Raw genomic sequence first — 21,318 nt, 5'->3', positions numbered from 1 at the left:
ATACATCATACCAGAATTTCATATCTTTGCACCAGAAAATTATGACAATACAAAGAGCACATATCAATGCAATACTATGCGAAAGCCCTTCTACAAAAGGATTGTTCGCGTATGATGGGATGATATGGAATGAGGCGAAATGTGCTGACTTTGGAAATTATTTACTGTAAACTCGTAAAAAATTACTCAAAATACAACAGAAACGTCTCGAAAAATCGAGGCGTTTTTTGTTTTTTAGGTCAGAAATTATTTAGAATGAAAAAAAAATAACCATAAACATGAAAAATTTTTAATTAACAATGCAACTTTAATACAATAAAATAGAGTGATAGACAACCCAATGAGAGACAGTCATTTAGGTAATTAAGATATCTGCAAAATATTGCGGACAGAAATCCCTTACTCTTTATTTTGTGTTTAACTATTTGATTTTCAATGATTTGATTTAAAAATTTATTTGCGGGTTTCAAAAATTCATATTTACTTTGCAACCGAAAATTGAAAGCAACAGGTTTTCAGGATTCAATAAAAAATAATTTAAAAACAAAACAAAAATAAAATGAAACAATTACATAACATACTCAATCAACCATCAGTAATATTCGGACAGGAGCCGACAGGTATGGTGTGTGTTTATGGTAGTGAAATTGTGGATAAAAGGTGCTTATATACGTGGGTCAGCTAATGATCTTTTACGTAAAAATATAAACGAGCGCCTCCCAAAAAGAGGCGCTTTTTTTTATGGTTTCTTTAGCTTATTTGGTAAAGTGCCGGTCTGTGGAACCGGAGAACAGGGTTCGATTCCCGAAGATACCCAAAATATAAAATCTCATAGCTCAATAGGGTAGAGCATCGGTCTTTTAAACCGGGGGTTGAAAGTTCAAATCTTTCTGGGGTTACAAAGCGGTTCACGAAAAATTTCCAATCCGGCTGTCTCCCGGAAAAGAAAAAGAAGTGAACCCAAAAGCTGGAAAGATAACGGTGGTTGTTTACCCGTCTTGGACGCGGGAGGTCGCAAGTTCGAATCTTGCTTTCCAGACGAAATGATAAGTAATGAGTAATCATTGGAAACATGGATCATCACTCATAAAAAATCCGCGGGAATGGTGGAATGGTAGACACACTTGATTTAGGATCAAGGCGTTGAGGGTTCGAATCCCTCTTCCCGTACAAAAGATTTTGTAGCTCAATGGTAGAGCGCTGGCCTGTTAAACCAGAAGTTGAAAGTTCGAATCTTTCCGGAATCGCAGTAACTCAATGTTAATTGTTTCAGTAGAAAAGTAAAAGTTTGTCAAGAGCAGAAGATCTTTACACCAAACACTAAAATACAGGCAAACTTTTCTTTTTAAATAACAAACAATGAGGAGTTAAGAAAAACATGATTAATACAATTTTAGGTAAAAATAAAGTCTGTCGGGCGCAGAAGTTCTTATATCAAACAAAAATATAGACAGACTTTATTTTTTAATGAAAACAAATAATCATAAAAATGATGGTTCGCCGAAGTGGAAGAGTCGGGGCGGTCTGCAAAACCGTTGCATAAGCTGAGTGGGTTTGAATCCCATAACCATCTCAAAAATTATAAGTGAATATAGGGAATGCTTTATCCTTTATCACCTATAACAAAGAATATCCTTTATTAATAAAAGAAAATGTCTGTCGAGCGCAGAAGATCTTTAAGCCAAAACACAAAATACAGACAGGCTTTTTCTTTTTATAAGTAATGAGCAAAAAGTAATGAATGATAAATTATTCATTACTCTTAAAAATCCGGAAGTACGCCGAAGTTGGAGAGTCGGGGCAGACTGTAAATCTGTTGCTTATAGCTGAGTAGGTTCGAATCCTACTACTTCCACTACAAACCACTGATAATGTAATGGCAGCATGCAGGAACTGTACTCTTGTTGTTTAGGTTCGATTCCTAGTCAGTTGGTCAAAAATAGAAAAATATAAAATGCTCAATATAATTTTCTAAAGAAAAGCTTGTCAAGCGCAGAAGTTCTTTATAGTTAAGCAAATTTAAAGACAGGCTTATTCTTTTTTATCATGAATAATGGGCAATCAGTAATGAAGGATAAATATAAAATTAGCTCTATTCGTCTAACGGTCAGGACGCCTGCCTTTCGAGCAGAAAACAAGGGTTCGATTCCCTTATAGAGTACTGGATGTGAATAACTGGTCAATAAAGAATTAATCTAAAACCATGAAAATTCAAATTGTAAATAATTTGACCAGTTACCATTCACACAAATGAAGAAAAGAAAAAAGGTTTGTCAAGAGCAGAAGATCTTTAATCAATAAAAATAGACAGCCTTTTACTTTTTTAAATGAACAATAAGTAATTAATAATAGGAAAGTAGTTATCATCAATTACTCATTACTTATAAAACAAGGAAGAGTGGTGTAGTAGGTCTGCACGTTAGTCTGAAAAACTAAAGGTACAGGTTCAATTCCTGTCTGTTCCACAAAACATGAACGATAAGTAATATAATGAGTCATCTTTGATACTTGACTGTTTTTAAACATAGCCCATTATCAATTACTTATTACTCATGAATTAATCTGATTCATAGTGTAATTGGTCAGCACACAAGATTTTGATTCTTGGAGTTTAGGTTCGAGTCCTAATGAATTAACAACTTTTACTCTGATATTGTAATGGCAGCATCTCAGTCTCCAAAACTGATGGTATTGGTTCGAGTCCAGTTCAGAGTGCAAAAACGAATAATTAATTATCAACAATCATTTATCAATTATAAATAAAGTATGTAGAAAAAATGGAAACGCAACAACAAACATGGCAGAATATGAATGGGAAAATTTTCCAGGACTCTATCACACAGCTGGTAGAAAAAGCCATCATTCGCGAACAGGCAGATGGACATCGTCTGAAAGTATGTGTGGGATCAGACTCTCATGTATACGGAGAAGCTATTAATTACGCTACGGCAGTAGTATTTATTCGTGAAGGAAAAGGAGCGTTTACCTTTATCAGAAAAGAAAGAGAAATACAGACAATCAGTATCAAAGAGAGAATGCTGAATGAAGTCAACAAATCCGTTGAAATTGCATATGCGATCTGTTCTGTATTGGATACTTATGGAGTAGAAATGGAGGTACACGCAGACATTAATACCGATCCTGATTTTAAATCCAATGTAGCATTAAAAGATGCAATGGGATATATTCTGGGAATGGGATATGTGTTTAAAGCAAAACCTTTTGCCTTCGCAAGCTCCAATTGTGCAGATATGATGGTATAATATAAGGCTGGAACTCGGAGGAAAAAAGCTGGAAGTTTTAACGATATGAGATTAACTTTTTACTTTCATTTTTCAAGTTCCATCCTAAAAATAAAAATTAAAAACTAATAATCATGTATTTTCTAATTCAGTCTAATATATATTCAGATCCGGATCATTACAAAGTTTTTGATGCGCTGGAAGAATTAAATATTGAGTACGGTGTAATTAATATTTCTCCAACGGCAGATCAATTCGACTTTAAAACAGACCGAAAAGATGTTTTCGTTTATGGTTCTGTGACGATAGCAAGACTGGCAAAGCAAAATTCAGATTGGTATCCAGGATCTTTTTATGGAGGAAATCATTTATACGAGGTGTATTCTCAGCATTATGGGACGAATCTTTTAAACCATAAAGTTTCCGTTCATAAAATTTCAGATGAAATAACCTGGAAAAAAGGTGAAGAAAAATTCATCAAACCTTACAACGAAGCGAAAATCTTTACAGGAAGAGTTTTTACAGAAACTGAATGGAAAGATTTCGTTTTTGAAAGATTGGAAAATCAAACCAACAGAATTACAGCAGATTCTTTAATTCAGGTGTCTGAAGCAAAGCGAACCATCAAAGAAGCAAGACTATGGATCGTGGGTGGACAAATTGTTGATAGCGGTTATTATCGACTTCATGAAAATGCTCCTTTCGAAGAGAATGTTTCTCGGGAGGGATTAGATTTCGCTAATGAAATGATTCAGTTTTTTAATCTTGAAATAGCCTTTGTAATGGATATTTGTTTAACAGATGAAGGTTGGAAGATCGTGGAAATAAACTGTATCAACAGTTCAGGATTTTATCCAAATACCAACGTGAAAAGTATTTTCAAAGCATTGAATATTTACTTTTCAAATTAAGAATAATACATATAAAAACTAAAAACATGACTCATAATAGAATAGCCGTTATCGGTTTACACGAACAGGAATACGAATATATACGACAACATTATGATGGTCTTATGATCTGGCATCAGTCCATTCCGATGATAAAGGTAGTGGATGGAACATTATATGTTGAAAAAGCTCAGGGAGTAGGAATGCTTCCGGTAGATAAAGTCGTTTATCATGGGATTTTTGAAGAAGATCTGGATTTTATCTCAGGATTGGCACTCTGGAATGGTCCATGTTTTCCAAACGCTTATGGTATGCTGGAATGCCGATTGAAAATTCCTTGTCTAGCCAAAGCAATGAAGTGTTCAAAGTTTAATTCTCAAAGAGGATTTATCTCTAAAGGAGCTTACATCAATACAGATACTGAGTTGGTTGCAAAATGGGGAAACTGGCATTGTGGAGAAAACAAACATAAGTTTACAGGAAGCTGGGAAAGTACTGAAAACAGTGTGCTTGAACCTTACTTTGAAGGTCATGCAGTAAGAATTTTAAATATTGGTGGAAAATCCTGGCAGATAAAGCTTGAAGGAGAAACATGGTTGAAATCAATACATCCCGATAATGCCCAATTCATGGAAATTGATGCGGAACTTTTACAGGATACCTTATTATTAAAAGATAAAATAGGAATGGATGTTATAGCAAATGATTATATCGTTCAGAAAAACGGTCATAAACACTTACTGGAAATTAATCATATACCCAATATTACAAGGTTTGAAGAAGTAAGATTACATTTTCTGAAAACAGTTGCAGATTGGATTAATGATGATTAAATAAAGTTAAAAAATAATGCAATGGAAACGACAAAAAGATTACTGTTTCTGGATGATGTAAGATATCCGATAGAGGCTTATCATTACACAAAACAGGACATTTTCCTCAGAAAAGACTGGCATATTGTAAGAAATTACAATCAGTTTATTAACAGGATTTTGGAAAAAGTACTTCCGGAAATGATTTCTTTTGATCACGACCTTGCAGATGTGCATTATCTCAAACCGGATACAGAAGACTTTGTAGAAAAAACAGGCTACGATTGTGCAAAATGGCTTATAGAATATTGTATGGACAACCATTTAAGCCTGCCAAAATTTTATTGCCACTCCATGAACCCTGTGGGAAAGAAGAATATTGAAGTTCTTTTAAAGAATTTTAAAACAATTAAAAATTAAAAAAATGATTTTCAAAACATATAACTCTATAGAAAATGCTTACCAGACCCGCGTGATCGATCAGATCAGACTACAGGGTTTTGGGGATGAGGTTTTCATTGTGCAGGAAAAGGTTCATGGTGCTAATTTCTCTTTCTTTACCGACGGAAAGGAGATTAAGATCGGAAAAAGAACCGCTTTCATTGAAAAAGATGAAAAGTTCTTCAATGCACATCAGATTTTGGAACAGTATAGAAAAAATGTAATTAATTTGTTCCAAAAAGTGAAAACAAAATACCCGAATGTTGAAACTGTAGTGATCTACGGCGAATTGTTCGGTGGTGGCTACAATCATAAGGATGTAGAACCGGTAAAAGATGCGGTGAAAGTGCAGAAAGGTATTGAATATGCTCCTTACAACGAATTTTATGCATTTGACATTAAGTTGAATGGAGTGACTTACCTGGATACCGATATTATCAATCAGATTTTTGAGGAAACCGGATTTTTCTATGCTAAAACCCTTTTTGAAGGAACCTTAGACGAAGCTTTAAGATTCCCGAATGTTTTCAATTCCAAAATTCCGACATGGTTAGGATTCCCGGAATTGAATAATATGTGTGAAGGAACCATTGTCAAAACTTTGAAAACCAGATATTTCGGAAACGGTGCGAGAGTTATTCTTAAAAACAAGAATGAAAAATGGATCGAAAAATCCAAAATGGTTAAAAAGAAGGAAAAGACAGTCCAAAAACAGGTGTTTTTCAGTGAAACGGCTCAAAATATTTGGGAAGAAGTTCAGAAATATGTCACTGTAAACAGATTGAATAATGTAATGAGCAAAATAGGTGAATTCCAACCTAAAATGATAGGAAAGGTAATCGGTCTTTTTGCACAGGATATTCTTGAAGATTTTGAGAAGGATTTTCCGGCAGTTTTCACGACGATAGAAAAAGAAGAACAGAAAAGGATCAACAAAAAGTTGAATTCTTTAGTAATTGATTTTATAAAAGAAGAGTTGATTTCAGCAAAAGTGTAGTTTGGGAGTGATGCTGATGAACTAAAAAACTTTTGCTGTTAAAACAGATTAAAAATGAAAAAGATAAGTACATTATTCAAAAAAGATATAAATAATTTAGGAAGAGTTATTAACGAAATTAATCCTGAAAACAATTGGGTTTTTGATGGAACAGCTATTGCTACGCAAAAGTTTGATGGTTCTGCATGTGCAGTGATCAATGGTAAATTATACAAAAGATACGATGCCAAAAAAGGTAAAACAGCTCCTGAAGGTGCAATTCCATGTCAGGAAGCAGATCTTATTACGGGTCATCATCCGCATTGGGTAGAGTGTAGCATAGAGAAAAAAGATGATCAATACTTCTGGGAAGGTTTCAATGCGTTGGCTGAATCAGGCAAGGTAGAAGACGGTACTTACGAACTTATTGGTGAGAAAGTACAAGGAAATCCTGAAAATATTAAAGGTCATTTATTAGTAAAACATGGAAATAATATTCTTAGTTTAGAAAGTTTGGATTTTGAATGTATCAAAAACTTTCTGAGTAATCCTGAGAATAATATGGAAGGTATTGTTTTTCATCATCTAGCAGATAATCGTATGTGTAAGATCAGGAAATCTGATTTTGGTGTACGTAGAAAAGCAATAAAAGAGCTTATTGTTTAAAATAAAGATTGAGTTTCGGTAATTTTTTACCGGAACTTTTTATGTATAAACACAACCACAAACCTTAGAGATTTATTGAATAGCTATAATGTTTACAAATATTTCAGATGAAGACGTGAAAATTCCCCTTCCTTGGAGGGGTGGCGAAAATTCAAAGAATTTTTGACGGGGTGGTTTAAAAAGAAAAAATAATGTTACAAGCAGAAATAAAAAGTCTTTTAAAAGAAGACATCAGTATATTAATCAAAGTTGCCAATTCAGGAAAGCATTATTTATGTGACTGTGGTGAGGCAAGTTTATTAACGGTAAAAGAAATACAAACGGTATCGGCTGTATTCATCAGTCATACTCATATTGACCATTTCGCCAATTTTGATGGGATCTTCAGACATCAGATCGGAAGTGGAGAGAAAGTCGTGATTTGTGGACCGAAAAATATTCATCATCAGGTTGAAGCAAGATTAAAATCCTATACCTGGAATTTAATAGATGAGAAAGCAATTGAATATGAAATTCGAGAGATTGTTTCAAAAGAAGAAATCAATGTATATACAATCCGTCCACCGCACTGGAACCTGGAATTGGTCAAAACTCAGAACTTTCTTTTTGAAGACGAATATGTGAATGTAGATTTTGCTATTCTGGATCACAAAACAGATTCCATTGCCTATTTATTTAAAGAAAAAGACACCGTTACATTCCATGAAAATGCTTCTGATTTTAAGAAAGGAAAATGGATCAGTGAACTGAAAACAGCCTTTGAAAGTAATGATGCAGACAAAGAAATTGAAATAGAAGGAATCTTGTACAAGGCATCTGAGTTATTCCATTTACTGTCCCGAAATGAAGGATATAAGTTAGGTGTTATTATGGATCATGCAGTAGATGAAATCAATTATCAAAAGATAAAATCTGTTTTTATCAATGCTGATTTGGTCTACATCGAAACATTCTATAAAGATACCGATCAGGAATTTGCAAAGATCAATTATCACAGTTTTGCGTCTGCGTCAGGAAAAATAATGAATGATTGTAAGGTAAAACAAGCTGTTCCGATTCATTTTTCAAGAAGATATACTGAAGATGATCAACAGGAAATTGAAACAGCTTTTTATAAAGCATTTCGAAATTAAAAATAAGATTCCACCCTTTACAAAGATTTAAGTTTAAGACATGATAATCCCCTCCAATGAAGGGGGCTCAAATCTCAGATTTGGCAAGGTGGTTCAATAAACAACAAAATTTAAAAAAATGAAACCCAATATATTTTTTACAGCAGACCATCATTTTGGTCATGAAAATATTATAAAATTCTCCGAAAGACCTTTTGAATCTATCGAACATATGAACGAAGAGCTGATCAAAAGGTGGAATGAAAAAGTAAATCCCGGAGATACAGTCTACCATTTAGGAGATTTCAGCCTTGGTAAACCAGATTTTACAAAAGAAATTCTGGATCAGTTAAACGGCAATATTCATTTGATAAAAGGAAATCATGAAGGTGCTGCTTTAACGTATCCCAAACGATTTGCTTCCATCAGAGATTATCACGAACTCAAAATAGAGGAAGAGGATAACAATAATGGAAAACAGAAAATTATTCTCTTTCATTATTCCATGAGAACGTGGAACGGCTCACACCGTGGAGTCTGGCAATTATACGGACACTCACACGGAACATTGCCGGACGATGAAATGGCTCTAAGCTTCGACGTGGGAGTAGATTGTCATAATTTTTACCCTATTTCCTACGAAGAAGTGAAAGAGATAATGAAAAAGAAAAAATGGACGCCGCCTTTTGCTCCTAGAAATTAAGGCTAGAAATTTTAAAATAACCATGGAAACTACAAACGAAATAATAATTGTCGATCTGGAAGCAACCTGTTGGGAAAACGACAGGATTCCGATCGGACAAAAAGTAGATATCATAGAAATCGGAATTTGTAAGCTGGATCTTACATCTCACTCGATTTCCCAGAAACAAAGCATTTATGTAATTCCTGAAAGATCAGAAATTAATAGTTTCTGTACAAAACTAACTGGGATTACGCCACAACTTATAGAAGAAAAAGGAATCTATTTCGAAGAAGCCTGCGAAAAAATAAAGGATGAATACAATCCGGAATTTCTTACCTGGGCTGGATATGGAAACTTTGACAGGGAACAGATTTTCGAACAGTGTGACTGGCTTGGAATAGAAATTCCTTTTTCAGGAGAATATCTTGATGTGATGTACGAATTCAAAAGACATTTCAGGCTTCATAAATCTATAGGGCTGAAGAGAGCTCTGGATCATCTTAAAATGAATTTTGATGGAAATCATCACAGTGGGGCAGACGATGCTTATAATACAGCCAAAATTTTACATAAGATTTTGGAAGCATAATGTGAAGGAAGTAAAATAAACTACTTCTATTTTAATTAAAAAAAATAAACAAGTGAAAACAACAGACAATATATTAATTATAGACCTCGAAGCAACATGTTGGGAAAACAGACCCCCGAGAGGACAAGAAAGTGAGATCATAGAAATCGGAGTTTGTATCATGGATGCAAAAACCGGGAAGATTTCCAAAAACGAAGGGATTTTAATAAAACCTCAATACTCAAAAGTAAGTCCTTTCTGTACAGAATTGACAACGCTTACCCAAAACTTGCTGGATAACGAAGGAATAATGCTTGAAGATGCTTTTGATATTCTCAGGGCAGAATATGATTCCGAGAATTTAACCTGGGCAAGCTATGGAAACTATGATCTTAATATGCTTCAAGACCAGGCAAGAAGATTTTATGTGGATTATCCGTTGGGTGATGATCATATCAACGTGAAAACCTTATTCGGGCAAATACATCCTACTGTAAGAAAAAGCGTAGGAATGCAAAGAGCTTTGAATGAACTTGGGTTCAAGCTTGATGGTACTCATCACAGAGGGGTAGATGATGCAAGGAATATTGCAAAAATCCTTCATTGGTGCTTAAAGAACAACTAGGTTGTAAGTAAAATAGCATAAAACAGAAAGGCTGTACACTATTGTACAGCTTTTTTATTGGAAAGATTCTAATACTATTTTTAGTAATCAGATCATATAACTCTACGGGAATTGCATATCCCATTCCTTTTATCAGAATAATTTCAGCATTTAGGATGGAATTAGTAATTTATTTACTGCAATCAGGATTAATAAGATTTTCAGTTCAGTGAATAACTAAAGTGTAGTATATTATTTTTTGTTAAATTTTTTAAGAGTATAAATTTAAATTATTAGTCAGAATAAGATATTAATACAAAGAATAACAATACTGTATTTGATCTCTTGTTTTGTTGTTTTTATGATATAAATCTTTAAACAGGGAATTTTATATGTTAAATTAAAACACGTAATATGAATAGTTTAATTAACTTAAAATTTTGTTAAAAAATTCACTTTTATGGGATAATTTACTGTCTATCAGTCAATTTTTGTTATTTTAGCTGACAAGAAAGAATTTATGTTTATTGCAGAGGAATTTAAGACTATATATTTAAACTATAAAATCAAGGAAATAGTTCCGTTTCTTAAAAAACTAATACCAAAAGATAAAAAAGAAGTTGTTTCCATCCTGAAGAAACATATCAATAAGGAATGGGGACACAATACAATCTCAGTGTTAGCAGCTTTGGCGTGTAGTAACACTAAAGCTGAATATGAGAAATTAAAACCAGGATACTATTCAATTCCAGTTAACCTTATAGATGAACTATTTGAATCCTACGTTCCGGAATGGATCGGGGAGAGTTATCTGTTTTTAGAAGGTTATGAATATTTGAAAATTTTGGAATGGAATAGTAAAGGATATTTTAATCTAAATGAAACAGTATCTGCAGAATTACTGGCATCTTCTTCAAAAACTGATGACATTCTATTTACTTATCCGGTAACACTGAAATCACATATCTGGCTTTTATTTGAACATGAATCTAGCATCATTGGATCTTACGCAGAAAGAAATTGGAAAGATATTTTAAAAAAACTTTCTGATGAAAATAAGATTGACCGTTCAAGATTATTAAAGGCTACACTTAATGCTATTAATTTCAGTTTTTCAAAAGAACATAACACATGGTTTCTGGAACTTTTTATCCATCTTGAACCCACAGATACAGAAATCATAAGACTGCAAGAAGAATTGTTTCTTATTTTTCATTCCATACAACATTCTCTGTTTCCGGGAGTATTAAAAGTACTTAATCCTGTACTTACAGATAATGATTTTAACACTCAAGATTTCTTACAGTCTGTAGGCTCGCTGATGACGGTTCCCACAAAGAATACAACTAATGCAATGCTTCAGGCTTTAGAAAAAATTGTAAAAAACAATAAAAAATACCGTGAAGATGTTTGTATGCTTTTGATGCCAGTTTTCCTGAATAAAGATAAAACACTTCAGACAAAAGGAGCAAAAATTATTGCCAAATACGGTGATCAGAATTCAGAAAGACTTCAGAATGAACTGAATTTTTATAAAGATTCTATATTGTCAGATGCTCAAACTTTGTTAAACGAATTTTTTAAGAAAAATATAGCTCCTGAAATCAAAGAACAACAAGAATATACAAAGGATTTGTGGTACATATCACAGCCTGTTTTTCCCATTGAGACGATAGAAGATTTTATATTTCTGGCATCGCAGATCTTCAATAATAATGAAACCTATCATTTCGATTTGTTTCTGGATGGTATAGTAAGGTTTAATGATGAATTTACAGAAGAACATTTTTTTCAGCTGGAACCAGCCTTTAAAGCTGCTGTCAAAAGAAAAGAAACATTAGGACTTCACCATTTGTTGGCTACATTTCTAGTAAATTATGCTTTACTAAAACAGAAAAATACATCAAAGATCTTACAGGATGCAAGGTTAGCATTTCCAGTACTTGAAAATTGGTGTGAAAAGAAAACTCCTTTCATTTTCAAGGCTTATCATCAATTACTATTAGGAATCTTTGAATTATTAAAACAGAATAAAAAACTTCCGGTTCTTTCTGTGCCGGATCATACTCCCTGTTGGATTTCAGCCAGTAAACTTGTTGATAAGTTAAAAATCTATCAGCAATATAATGAACAACCTATCCCTTTTGATTTGCAGATAGCCCTACTTCGTGTAGAAAAGAAAAACCTTCGAGAAGCAGAACAATACGCAAAGGAAGATTTGAATGAAGATTATTTCAATCTTTTGAAACCTGTTTTTGATGAAAACTATTTTAAAGAACAGTATGAGAAAGAATATCTGGATGGAAGTTTCCATTGGGATTTTGGTTACAGGAAGATATATAAATGGAATGCTACGGAAGAAATTCCACAACTTTTAGTATCCATTGAGAACAAAAAAGAACTTGCTGAAGATGCTTCTTTTTTGGATTATTTATTCAATTCATATCATGGTGTTTATGATCGGGACCTGATTCATATTTTATATACAGCTCCGTATTTTTCAGGATCAGTAGTTGCGAAAAAATATAATGAAAATTTATCAAATGCTGATTATCAGTATGATATTAAAGGGAATATAGCGTTTCTTGATGCATGGATGAAGCTGAATATTCCTTTCCAGTCGATACACTATTTATTCCTCTCTTCGGGACTGTTTAATAAAGATAAGACCTTCTCTGGTATGGCTTTTGAAGTCTTAATAAACAAGGCGGTTTCCGAAGATTTCAATATACAGAAACTTGGAATTTTGATGGGTGAAAAGATCAATTTCGGATGGGCTCCTGTGAGACGGTTTATAGATGGGGTTTCGGGAGTTATCAATTTGATTACCAGTCATAACCAAGCCTTAGAGAAACTGCTGATATCCATTCTTTCAGCAATTAAAAAGCCGGTTTTTAATCTTAAAAAGCTATTGGAGCTGTATTATGAACTGCTAAATCAAAACCAGTCCAAAGTAGATGAAAGTCTTCTGGATTTGTTTCAAGAATGGAAAAAAGAGAATAACCTGAAAAAAATTATACATCAAATTAATAACCAATGAAAGAGAGACTTTATGAGATTCTTAATGAGGAAAAAGTACATGAGATCATCCCTTTTTTGAAGCAACTTTCTTCGGAAGAAAAGAAAACATTAGTACCCACGATAAAAAAAATGGACCGTGAGATCAATAAGATCATCATGACCAAAAATTCTTATCATACTGCGGGTTCTGTGAATCAACACTCAATCATAGATATTGCATCATTTGTTTGTATGGATCAGAAAAACTTTGGTAAAAATTACTGGAGTATTTTCCGAAATGCAGAACAGGCAGAGCAAATATTGGAATGGGGGTGCCCGGATTGGTTTTCAGACTTTATTAATGATTCTATAGATGCTGAATTCACAGCTTTTAATTATAAAGATATTTTAGGATGGACAGAAAAAGGTTATGTTCAGCCTAAGCCGGAATTACTGGGATATCACCTCAGTAATTACCCCGTGGTAGATCTGAATCATCACCCTGATACTCTTAAAACTCATTTTTGGTATTTGTGTGAATATCCTTCCAAATCATTGCCTTTTCAAAAAGAATGGTTTCCGTTAATACAAAAACTGGTAGCAGAACAAAAAATTGAAAGAAAAAGATTTTTGAGAGAATGTCTTCTGGCATCAAACAGAAATTTCAATAAAAATGTTACAGGTTGGTTTATGGATTCATTTACAGCACTGAAACCCACAGATGAAGAATTAGTAGAGCTTCAGGATGATTTGCTTGCGGGGCTTTCTTCAGCACAGTCAAAGGCAGTCAATACTATATTAACCCATTTGAAAAAAATAGTGGGAACTTCTGACTTTAAGAGTGATGAATTTTCTCATTACTTACCGAATTTGTTGAGTTCAGAAGTAAAAACAGTGGTTATTGCCAGCCTGATGCTTACAGAAAAGATATTCCAAAAGAAGATCATAGACCCGGAAATGTTGGGAATGGCTTTAAGTACAGCATTTGTAAGCAAAGATGATGGAATACAGTCAAAAGCTGCGAAAATTATTCAAAGGTATATACCCGCATCTGAAAATATGATGGAGGCACTTTCTCATTATTCAGATAATATATTAACGAATGTACGCCCTGTTTTAGCTAAATATATAGAAGAAAAACAACCGGAACTGGAAGTGATTACTTCAAAGCAATTATCTCTTATTACAGATGAGAATAAAGTGAAAGTATTAGAGAGCTTTGAGGACCTTATGTTTTTTCTTCCTTTAGCAATAGATGATCCGTATAGTCATCATTGTGATATAGCATTGGACGGATTTATCCGTTTTGCAAATGATGTAGACGCTGAATCTGTAAAATTGATTGAGCCGGTATTCCTTAAAGCCTGTAAAACTATTGCAAAGTGGGAAGTTCCTTATTTAAATGTTTTGTTGTGTAATCTGATTATTAATTATGGGCTAAGTTTGTTGGGAAAATACCCTATTCAGCTCAAAAACCTAGAAAAAATATATCAGAAAACCCGTGATGAAGAAGCTTCAAGAGAAGTGTATTCAAACTATCAGAAAAAATTAGGTCCTGTTGAAAATGTAGGAGCAGAATGTCCTACGATGGAGGCATTCAAAGAAATAGCAATCTATATCAATCATAAAATAAAATTGGGGGATAATACTCCGTTATTGTTTACCACTACACATTCACCGTGTTGGATTTCTCCGGTGAGTCTGGTTGAAAAATTTGAAATTTATCAGAATAAAAATATTGAACCCAATCATCTTGATGTTCAGCTGGCATTGCAGCGTTGCGCTTTAGATAATATATCAGAAGCATTGCAGCTGGCTGAAAAAAAATTAAAAGGAGAATATAAAGACTTATTACTATTCTTCTTTGGTAAAAATGTAACTCCGAAAGGAAAATTTGAACATCATTCATGGTGGATGACAGCAGGAATTACGCGTTCTCCGGAAACTACTTTTAAAGAATTTAACGATTTTGGATATGATACTATTCCTTCCGAATTCTTTTCAGGAAATTACAATTGGAAGACCATAGACAGTAAGAAAAACTCATATTATCCGGTAGAACTGAATATTGAGATTCCTAAATATCACCTGGAAAAAAGAAAAGGACCTCTGTTTCTGGAATACTTCGTTGCTGAGCAGAAAGAGCTTACCGAAATTCCAGCATTGATGTGGTGTTTTCCGAATACGTTAGGAAATGCTTTGGCGAAGGTGATTAAATATTGCCTTTTCTATTCCGGTATTGCGGAAGTATATGAGAGAAATCTGGTGCTGCATACTGCGCAGGCTCTTTATCAGATCAAAAAACCTTTAGATTCTATGGGGCATCTGTTTCTGGGAACAATATTCTTAGATGGAGATAAAACAATCAGAGGAACTGCAGCCGAAATCTGGTTGGAACATGTTTCTCATAAAATGATAGACAACGCTCAATTAGGAAAAGTGGTAGGTCTGCATGAAAAGCTGGAGTGGGCTCCTGTTAAGAGGTTAACAGATCTTATGCAGCATCATATGCTGAATGTAAGTAAAGATCATAATATGGCTTTGGAAGAATTAATATCCAACATATTGCTTCAAATGGATCAGCCGGTTACCAATTTGAAAAAGCTGTTAGAAATTTACCATGAAGTATTAGCTTTAAACCAATCGGAAGCTAATAAACAAGTTATAGAAAAATTAAACGATTGGAAAGAAAACTCGAGCCTGAAAAAAATCTGCAATCTTCTTCTCAAAAAATAAATTATGGAAGATACGCTTATTTACAACTATTCAAGGTCATCTTCGCTGGTCAGGAAAGATGCTCTTGAAGAGCTGTTTCTTGCGAAATACAGTGAGATACAGAAAAATACCGACGTTCCCTGTTTTTTCTGGGGAAATGTTGGGCAACCCTTTATTCTGGCACGTTGCCTGATTACACTTTCCAATATTGTGAAATCAAGTTTCAACCTGTCACCTTTTCAGATGGCATTACTTAAAGATCCGATTGTAACAGCTGGAAATGAAAGACTTCGTTTTGAAGGTTTTTCACATTGTGCAGGTGTTTATGCAAGGATAGATGTTCTTCCCGACGGATTGGATGGTGAATTTCTGGAAAACGGAACCACCAATGTAGATTTTAATCAACCGATGATAACCGCATTGGGAAGTATTCGTCCCAATGAAAAAATTATGCTCTCCGTTGGAGAAAAAGAGGTTGGTCTTTATACAGAAGAAAAAAAAGTAGTTGAAAGAAAAGTTCCATTACCATCTAAATGGATCAAAGGTTTGGGGACTGTACAAATCTATTTGTCTGAGTCCGAAAAGCAGCATACATTTAATAAAATTCAGACTCAGCAATTATTCCGCGGAATGCCAAAAGGAGTAGTGAAATCAGACTACTACCTTATTGTGAGAGGAAATAAGCCTATGTTCTCACCAGTAAAATCTGCGGATGCAGTTTGTATTGGAGGACTTCACAGACTTCGGTTAGTGGAGCCGTTGCTTCCTTACATAGACAGTATGCAGGTCTTTTCACATTCCAATATGCAGTCTACAACATGGCAGCTTTATATGGGGAATATAAGATTCAGTTTCTCCTTATCCAGAGAGAGCTGGCGAGGATTTTCCGGGGAAGGAGCGGTATTGGATAGTCTTACAACAGAAGTTCCCGATGAATGGATTGATGCTTTAGATAAATATGCATATGCAAATCAATCGTTCAATGAAACTACTTTAGCCGTGGAAGAAAACATAAGCTTGAGTACAACAGATAACATTACAGGAAGATTAGCTGCAATGGGATTATTGGGTTATGATTTGGATGAAAATGAATTCTTTTATCGAAGATTACCGTTTAAACTCAGTAGAATTTTAGGCTTAAACCCTCGTATGAAGAATGCTGAAAAATTGATAGAAGGTGGAAAAGTAGAAATCCTAAATAAAAACAAAGAGAGAACAGAAGCAAGAGTCCAGGGAACCGGAGTACATCACACAGTTATTCTTGAAGAAGAAAAAGAACGCTGCACTTGTGAATGGTTCAGAAAGTATCAGTGTGAAAGAGGTCCCTGTAAACATGTTCTTGCCGTAAAAAAGCTTGTCAATAGACAATAAAAGCTTAACGAAAAAATGCCACGGATGAACGGATTTTTATTCGTGAATTCGTGGCTATTTAAAAAATATAAGAAGGTTAATGCTGTTTCATCCATTCTTCATAAGTCAAAACACCCAGCTCAGGTTTCCCATCACCTTCAAGAATTGAAATAAATTCAAGTTGGTTGCCATCAGGGTCATTAAAATAAATAGCCAGTGCCGGCATCCAAGCAAAGACCATCGGTTCAATACTTCCGTTTTTCAGGAAGTTATAAGGCTTTAAACTTTTATCTTCTAAAAACTTTACAGAATAACTTAAAATATCTTCCTTACTGCTCGAAAATGCAAAATGTCTTGGCTGAAGGTTCTCTTTCTGTTCCCATAACCCAAGCATAAACTCTTTATTTTCAGCAATCCATAGAAATGCTATAGGTCTTGTTTCATCCCTGTGTGCCAACTTCAATCCCAATACTTCTGTATAAAACTTAATTCCTTTTTCCAAATCACTTACCTGAACATGAGTTTCATATAATCCTTTAATCATAGCTTTAATTTTAATGTAGACAAAACTAGGAAACCCTAGTATAAAAGCCTGATAATAACGATTTCTTTCGTAAAAATGAATGATAGATAAAAGATAAAATCGTTAAACAACTATTTCCCCATATGTATATCCATTTGGATATCAACATCAATAGGGGCGGACTTTAGCCCGGTCGGTCAAATACATAAACCAAATTCCATTGGCTTTAGCCAAAACTTAAAGAATCTGCGTCATAACCTAAATCTGCGAGAGTTTTTAGCTTTTTTTCAATCATATTGAAATAAAATTTTTCAAAAAATAATCTACGCAAAAAGTTTGCGCAATACAGTCCTTACTTTGCATCAGAAATCAGAGAGGAAGCAACTCTTCCTATGTTTAACTAAAAAACAGTAACTCATGAAATTTAATTTTTTGAAAAAAGAAAATAAAGAAATCTTGAACTACGAAGGTGAAAAAGCATACATGATGACACCAGAAGAAGAATTATATAGTGCTGTGGTGACAACAGGACTGTCCAATATCTCTTATGAAAAAGGAGATGACAGATTAGAGAGAATAAAGTCTCTGATTGATAAAAATGATCCGAAATTTGTAGCAAAATTAGCTGTTTATGCAAGAAAAGATATGCATTTACGTTCCGTTCCTTTAGTCTTGGCTACAGAGTTGGCAAAAGAAATTTCAGGCTCTGATCTGGTGAGCAGAACTGTAAATGGAGTTGTTCAGAGAGCAGATGAAATCACAGAATTATTGGCATATTACCAATTATCGAATAAAAGAACAGAAACTAAAAAGCTGAACAGATTATCCAAGCAGATTCAGAAAGGACTTGCGAAATCATTCAATAGATTTGATGAATATCAGTTTGCAAAATACAATAGAAAAGCTGAGGTAACAATGAAAGATGCCTTGTTCCTTGTTCATCCCAAAGCTAAAAATGATGACCAGCAGACAATTTTCAATAAAATTGCGCATAATATGTTGGAAACACCTTATACCTGGGAAGTAGAACTTTCAGTATTGGGACAGACTAAATTTATCAATGAAGCAGAAAGAAAACTGGCTTTCAAAAATAAATGGGAAGAGCTGATCTTCAGTAATAAACTGGGATATATGGCAACTTTGCGAAACCTGAGAAACATTCTGGAAGCAGAAGTGTCTTCTAAAGCAATGGAGAAAGTCTGTCGTTACCTGGCTGATGAAAAAGCGGTAGCAAATTCAAAACAGTTACCATTCCGTTTTCTGGCTGCGTACAGAGAATTGAAAGCTATAGATTCACCTTATTTGTCATCCGTATTGGAGGCATTAGAAGAAGCCGTTGCCCAAAGTGCTCAAAACATTAAAGGCTTTGGTTTTGATACTTCAGTAGTTATTGCGGCAGACGTTTCAGGCTCTATGCAGAAATCAGTTTCTCCCAAAAGTAAGGTTTTGTTGTATGATATCGGTTTGCTGATGTCTATGATCTTACAGTCAAAATGCCAGAATGTAGTGACGGGAATATTCGGTGATCGTTGGTTACGCGTTCCGATGCCTAAAAATGGGATCCTTAGAAACGTAGATGCTTTCTACAAGCGAGAAGGAGAAGTAGGATACTCTACAAACGGTTATCTGGTGATTGAAGATCTGATCAGAAGAAAGGAAAAAGTAGATAAAGTAATGTTGTTTACCGATGCTCAGCTTTGGGACAGTAATAGTAATCAAAACTCTTTTGAATACTCCTGGACCAAGTATAAAGCTTTGGCACCTAAAGCAAAGTTGTATATCTTTGACCTTGCAGGGTATGGAAGACAGCCAATAGATATCAAAAGAAATGATGTACACCTTATTGCTGGTTGGTCAGACAAAATTTTCGATGTATTGAATGCGTTGGAAGATCAAAAATCGGCAATTGAAATCATACAAAAAGTAGTGCTGTAAAAGGTACTGCTTTTCAATACAATTTTTAGGAGCTTATTCCCGCTTTTCACTATATCTTTTTCGCCAGTGCTTATTTCAAGCCGAAACTGAAAAAGGATGCCGTTGCAATCGGGGCTATAAAACTTTAAACTAATCAACAATGATACAACTTATTAATACAATTGAAATCAATCTGTTTAAATATTCCGATGAAGATTTTGAATTCCCTGAATTTACAGATTATCCAAACCATGAAGAATGGTTCGTGAAAATGATGGAAGTAGCTTCTCAGCTTAATATCAACGTAAATACAATTCAAAAAGGATCTTTTTTAGTAGATATTGAAACCATTGATGATGAAACTTTACAGGTTCTTGTAAATCATAAGCTTGAAGAAATAGATGCTGATGACTCTGAAGAAGATCTATTTGTATTATCTTTTGATGGTGGGGTTGTATTTAAAAATAACAATGAATTTTTGATTGAACCCAATTGTTGCAGCGATCTGAGTAATATACAAGAATGGCAGGCAATTTTTGAAAACCAGACCTCCGAATGGAAAGATATATGGATTGGGCACCCTTGGATTCTGTATAAAAGAGAAAACGGTATCATCAGTTTTTCAGATTACACCGAAGAATGTACTATTATTCCTGAAAATATAACCATAAAATTTGAAATCTCTGAGGCATTATTGACAAAGGAGTTGGAAAAAATAAAACAACATCAGATAAATTTTAACAATAGAATTTTGAATATTTTGGAAAAAAAGAATATTAATAACGCTGAAAAAATTTCAAAACTTATATCGGGAATTAAATAAAATACATCTGCGTAAATAGATTGCGTACTAGCCGTTTAATTTTGCAGTAACAATTAACACCGGTGCCGTAAGAGAAGACCTACTTCGATTCCAAACTGACAGAGTCTTTTCGAAAATTGCCCGGTAAAAACAAACCAATGCCGTCTGTAAGAGTTCCATCGTCAACTTTTAATTGAACCATTACTCTTACAATTGAATTGCTTGGTTTTATAAAAAAGCAAGTGCCGTAAAACAGAAATACTTCGTGGGGGGAACGGAAGTACAGGTGCAAGTCCTGTTCTGCAATGCAGATAGTATAAAGATAGCACACCGTTAATACGTGTCTGTTTGCACAATTGCCTTGCTGTTTTCAAGTGTCGTTTTGGAATCATGCTTCGAGATCATAAACATTGTGTCGCAGGTTCAAGTCCTGCCTTTTCCCTCGAAAAGGAGAAGTAGCTCAGTTGGTTAGAGCAAATGCACGGAAGATTCCAACAGTTTTACCTTGATTATTATGAAAGAGTGCCGTAGAGAAGGCTTACTTCGGTTACATTTGGTTCGACTCCAGAATAGATCATGAAAATGATTTATAAAAGTCTTTTCGAATAGTTGCCTCTTTTTTTTAAAAACAAACAAGTGCCGTAGAATAGTGTTACTTCGATCATCACGACGGGGACACAGGTTCGAATCCTGTCTCTTCCACTAAAAATTAAAGGAAGAGTAGCTCAGCTGGTAGAGCACGACATCACTATTTGCCTGTTGCCTTGTTTTTATAAGATTATATTTTAAGTAACTAAGCCAGAAGCGGGAATTGGAATACATCTTTGTATCGTAATTTTCTAAACTTTCCTTTCTTCCCGCCTCCGGCTTAGTGCTAAATGTATTGTATAAGTGTTGTCAGGAAAAAATTCATTGTTACAGCTATTTGGGGAGGAATAACGAAGTCGGTAATTCCGGCAAGGTTATCCGGTTCGAATCCTGGAAGTTAAGCCCCGTTTTTCCTTATCATTACCTTTAC

General features: G+C 34.3%; 17 protein-coding genes and 11 tRNA genes. 27 read left to right on the top strand and 1 reads right to left on the bottom strand.

The genetic code is table 11. The features are described 5' to 3' along the window. Positions 1-41 precede the first annotated feature (41 nt). The 25 genes from BW983_RS16490 to BW983_RS16385 all read left to right on the top strand — a co-directional run bounded on the left by BW983_RS16490 (position 42) and on the right by BW983_RS16385 (position 17,082). The gene (locus tag BW983_RS16490) at positions 42-170 is read left to right on the top strand and encodes a penicillin-binding protein (RefSeq protein WP_076552998.1); all 129 of its coding nucleotides are present in this window, start codon (positions 42-44) and stop codon (positions 168-170) included. 573 nt (positions 171-743) lie between these two features. Beyond that, positions 744-816: transfer RNA gene (locus BW983_RS16485), tRNA-His, on the top strand. Between the two features lie 9 nt (positions 817-825). Then, positions 826-899, top strand: a tRNA-Lys gene (locus BW983_RS16480). A 68-nt stretch (positions 900-967) separates the two neighbouring features. Further along, positions 968-1,039 (top strand) — tRNA-Pro (locus BW983_RS24130). Between the two features lie 58 nt (positions 1,040-1,097). Beyond that, positions 1,098-1,170 (top strand) — tRNA-Leu (locus BW983_RS16475). A 5-nt stretch (positions 1,171-1,175) separates the two neighbouring features. Continuing rightward, positions 1,176-1,247 (top strand) — tRNA-Asn (locus tag BW983_RS16470). Positions 1,248-1,491: 244 nt separating this feature from the next. Further along, a tRNA-Cys gene (locus BW983_RS24125) sits at positions 1,492-1,573 on the top strand. A 199-nt stretch (positions 1,574-1,772) separates the two neighbouring features. Continuing rightward, positions 1,773-1,855, top strand: a tRNA-Tyr gene (locus BW983_RS16465). Positions 1,856-2,089: 234 nt separating this feature from the next. Next, positions 2,090-2,161, top strand: a tRNA-Glu gene (locus BW983_RS16460). A gap of 231 nt (positions 2,162-2,392) precedes the next feature. After that, positions 2,393-2,465 (top strand) — tRNA-Phe (locus BW983_RS16455). A 98-nt stretch (positions 2,466-2,563) separates the two neighbouring features. Next, positions 2,564-2,636: transfer RNA gene (locus tag BW983_RS16450), tRNA-Gln, on the top strand. Between the two features lie 8 nt (positions 2,637-2,644). After that, positions 2,645-2,715, top strand: a tRNA-Trp gene (locus tag BW983_RS24120). Positions 2,716-2,777: 62 nt separating this feature from the next. Beyond that, positions 2,778-3,263 carry a ribonuclease H-like YkuK family protein gene (locus BW983_RS16445; protein ID WP_065396608.1) on the top strand — a complete coding sequence of 162 codons (486 nt, stop codon included), beginning with the start codon at positions 2,778-2,780 and terminating at the stop codon, positions 3,261-3,263. A 113-nt stretch (positions 3,264-3,376) separates the two neighbouring features. Then, on the top strand, positions 3,377-4,153 hold the full coding sequence (locus BW983_RS16440; protein WP_076552997.1) for an ATP-grasp domain-containing protein: 777 nt from the start codon (positions 3,377-3,379) through the stop codon (positions 4,151-4,153). A gap of 26 nt (positions 4,154-4,179) precedes the next feature. After that, positions 4,180-4,965 carry an ATP-grasp domain-containing protein gene (locus BW983_RS16435; protein ID WP_076552996.1) on the top strand — a complete coding sequence of 262 codons (786 nt, stop codon included), beginning with the start codon at positions 4,180-4,182 and terminating at the stop codon, positions 4,963-4,965. A gap of 21 nt (positions 4,966-4,986) precedes the next feature. Beyond that, a complete protein-coding gene (locus tag BW983_RS16430) occupies positions 4,987-5,364 on the top strand; it encodes a cyclic-phosphate processing receiver domain-containing protein (RefSeq protein ID WP_084184550.1) in 378 nt (125 codons plus the stop codon). A 4-nt stretch (positions 5,365-5,368) separates the two neighbouring features. Continuing rightward, the gene (locus tag BW983_RS16425) at positions 5,369-6,382 is read left to right on the top strand and encodes an RNA ligase, Rnl2 family (protein WP_076552995.1); all 1,014 of its coding nucleotides are present in this window, start codon (positions 5,369-5,371) and stop codon (positions 6,380-6,382) included. Positions 6,383-6,436: 54 nt separating this feature from the next. Beyond that, the gene (locus BW983_RS16420) at positions 6,437-7,027 is read left to right on the top strand and encodes an RNA ligase 1 family protein (protein ID WP_076552994.1); all 591 of its coding nucleotides are present in this window, start codon (positions 6,437-6,439) and stop codon (positions 7,025-7,027) included. A gap of 191 nt (positions 7,028-7,218) precedes the next feature. Then, entirely contained in the window at positions 7,219-8,160 is a 942-nt protein-coding gene (locus BW983_RS16415; protein ID WP_076552993.1) for an MBL fold metallo-hydrolase, read from the top strand. Between the two features lie 118 nt (positions 8,161-8,278). Then, on the top strand, positions 8,279-8,842 hold the full coding sequence (locus tag BW983_RS16410; protein ID WP_065396601.1) for a metallophosphoesterase family protein: 564 nt from the start codon (positions 8,279-8,281) through the stop codon (positions 8,840-8,842). A gap of 22 nt (positions 8,843-8,864) precedes the next feature. After that, entirely contained in the window at positions 8,865-9,413 is a 549-nt protein-coding gene (locus BW983_RS16405) for a 3'-5' exonuclease (RefSeq protein WP_076552992.1), read from the top strand. Between the two features lie 52 nt (positions 9,414-9,465). Then, the gene (locus BW983_RS16400) at positions 9,466-10,017 is read left to right on the top strand and encodes a 3'-5' exonuclease (RefSeq protein ID WP_076552991.1); all 552 of its coding nucleotides are present in this window, start codon (positions 9,466-9,468) and stop codon (positions 10,015-10,017) included. A 499-nt stretch (positions 10,018-10,516) separates the two neighbouring features. Then, entirely contained in the window at positions 10,517-13,036 is a 2,520-nt protein-coding gene (locus BW983_RS16395) for a DUF6493 family protein (protein ID WP_076552990.1), read from the top strand. Continuing rightward, positions 13,033-15,732 carry a DUF6493 family protein gene (locus tag BW983_RS16390; RefSeq protein ID WP_076552989.1) on the top strand — a complete coding sequence of 900 codons (2,700 nt, stop codon included), beginning with the start codon at positions 13,033-13,035 and terminating at the stop codon, positions 15,730-15,732. The genes BW983_RS16395 and BW983_RS16390 overlap by 4 nt, the downstream gene beginning before the upstream one ends. A gap of 3 nt (positions 15,733-15,735) precedes the next feature. Further along, positions 15,736-17,082 carry an SWIM zinc finger family protein gene (locus BW983_RS16385; RefSeq protein ID WP_076552988.1) on the top strand — a complete coding sequence of 449 codons (1,347 nt, stop codon included), beginning with the start codon at positions 15,736-15,738 and terminating at the stop codon, positions 17,080-17,082. A 76-nt stretch (positions 17,083-17,158) separates the two neighbouring features. Here BW983_RS16385 and BW983_RS16380 read toward each other — a convergent pair whose 3' ends face one another. Beyond that, positions 17,159-17,605 carry a VOC family protein gene (locus tag BW983_RS16380; protein ID WP_076552987.1) on the bottom strand — a complete coding sequence of 149 codons (447 nt, stop codon included), beginning with the start codon at positions 17,603-17,605 and terminating at the stop codon, positions 17,159-17,161. A gap of 396 nt (positions 17,606-18,001) precedes the next feature. Between BW983_RS16380 and BW983_RS16375 the strand changes: the two genes are divergently transcribed. Then, the gene (locus BW983_RS16375; RefSeq protein ID WP_076552986.1) at positions 18,002-19,519 is read left to right on the top strand and encodes a TROVE domain-containing protein; all 1,518 of its coding nucleotides are present in this window, start codon (positions 18,002-18,004) and stop codon (positions 19,517-19,519) included. A 139-nt stretch (positions 19,520-19,658) separates the two neighbouring features. Beyond that, on the top strand, positions 19,659-20,321 hold the full coding sequence (locus BW983_RS16370; RefSeq protein ID WP_084184548.1) for a hypothetical protein: 663 nt from the start codon (positions 19,659-19,661) through the stop codon (positions 20,319-20,321). The last annotated feature ends 997 nt before the right edge of the window (positions 20,322-21,318 follow it).

This window comes from Chryseobacterium ureilyticum (assembly GCF_900156735.1).
In the GTDB taxonomy this organism is placed as follows: Bacteria; Bacteroidota; Bacteroidia; order Flavobacteriales; family Weeksellaceae; genus Chryseobacterium; species Chryseobacterium ureilyticum.
This window is presented reverse-complemented; position numbering and strand designations above follow the sequence as displayed.

Bases quoted from the DNA above. Each gene is read 5' to 3' on its own strand.
- BW983_RS16490 (WP_076552998.1), top strand. From the start codon at position 42: ATGACAATACAAAGAGCACATATCAATGCAATACTATGCGAAAGCCCT.
- BW983_RS16445 (WP_065396608.1), top strand. From the start codon at position 2,778: ATGGAAACGCAACAACAAACATGGCAGAATATGAATGGGAAAATTTTC.
- BW983_RS16440 (WP_076552997.1), top strand. From the start codon at position 3,377: ATGTATTTTCTAATTCAGTCTAATATATATTCAGATCCGGATCATTAC.
- BW983_RS16435 (WP_076552996.1), top strand. From the start codon at position 4,180: ATGACTCATAATAGAATAGCCGTTATCGGTTTACACGAACAGGAATAC.
- BW983_RS16430 (WP_084184550.1), top strand. From the start codon at position 4,987: ATGGAAACGACAAAAAGATTACTGTTTCTGGATGATGTAAGATATCCG.
- BW983_RS16425 (WP_076552995.1), top strand. From the start codon at position 5,369: ATGATTTTCAAAACATATAACTCTATAGAAAATGCTTACCAGACCCGC.
- BW983_RS16420 (WP_076552994.1), top strand. From the start codon at position 6,437: ATGAAAAAGATAAGTACATTATTCAAAAAAGATATAAATAATTTAGGA.
- BW983_RS16415 (WP_076552993.1), top strand. From the start codon at position 7,219: ATGTTACAAGCAGAAATAAAAAGTCTTTTAAAAGAAGACATCAGTATA.
- BW983_RS16410 (WP_065396601.1), top strand. From the start codon at position 8,279: ATGAAACCCAATATATTTTTTACAGCAGACCATCATTTTGGTCATGAA.
- BW983_RS16405 (WP_076552992.1), top strand. From the start codon at position 8,865: ATGGAAACTACAAACGAAATAATAATTGTCGATCTGGAAGCAACCTGT.
- BW983_RS16395 (WP_076552990.1), top strand. From the start codon at position 10,517: ATGTTTATTGCAGAGGAATTTAAGACTATATATTTAAACTATAAAATC.
- BW983_RS16390 (WP_076552989.1), top strand. From the start codon at position 13,033: ATGAAAGAGAGACTTTATGAGATTCTTAATGAGGAAAAAGTACATGAG.
- BW983_RS16385 (WP_076552988.1), top strand. From the start codon at position 15,736: ATGGAAGATACGCTTATTTACAACTATTCAAGGTCATCTTCGCTGGTC.
- BW983_RS16380 (WP_076552987.1), bottom strand. From the start codon at position 17,605: ATGATTAAAGGATTATATGAAACTCATGTTCAGGTAAGTGATTTGGAA.
- BW983_RS16375 (WP_076552986.1), top strand. From the start codon at position 18,002: ATGAAATTTAATTTTTTGAAAAAAGAAAATAAAGAAATCTTGAACTAC.
- BW983_RS16370 (WP_084184548.1), top strand. From the start codon at position 19,659: ATGATACAACTTATTAATACAATTGAAATCAATCTGTTTAAATATTCC.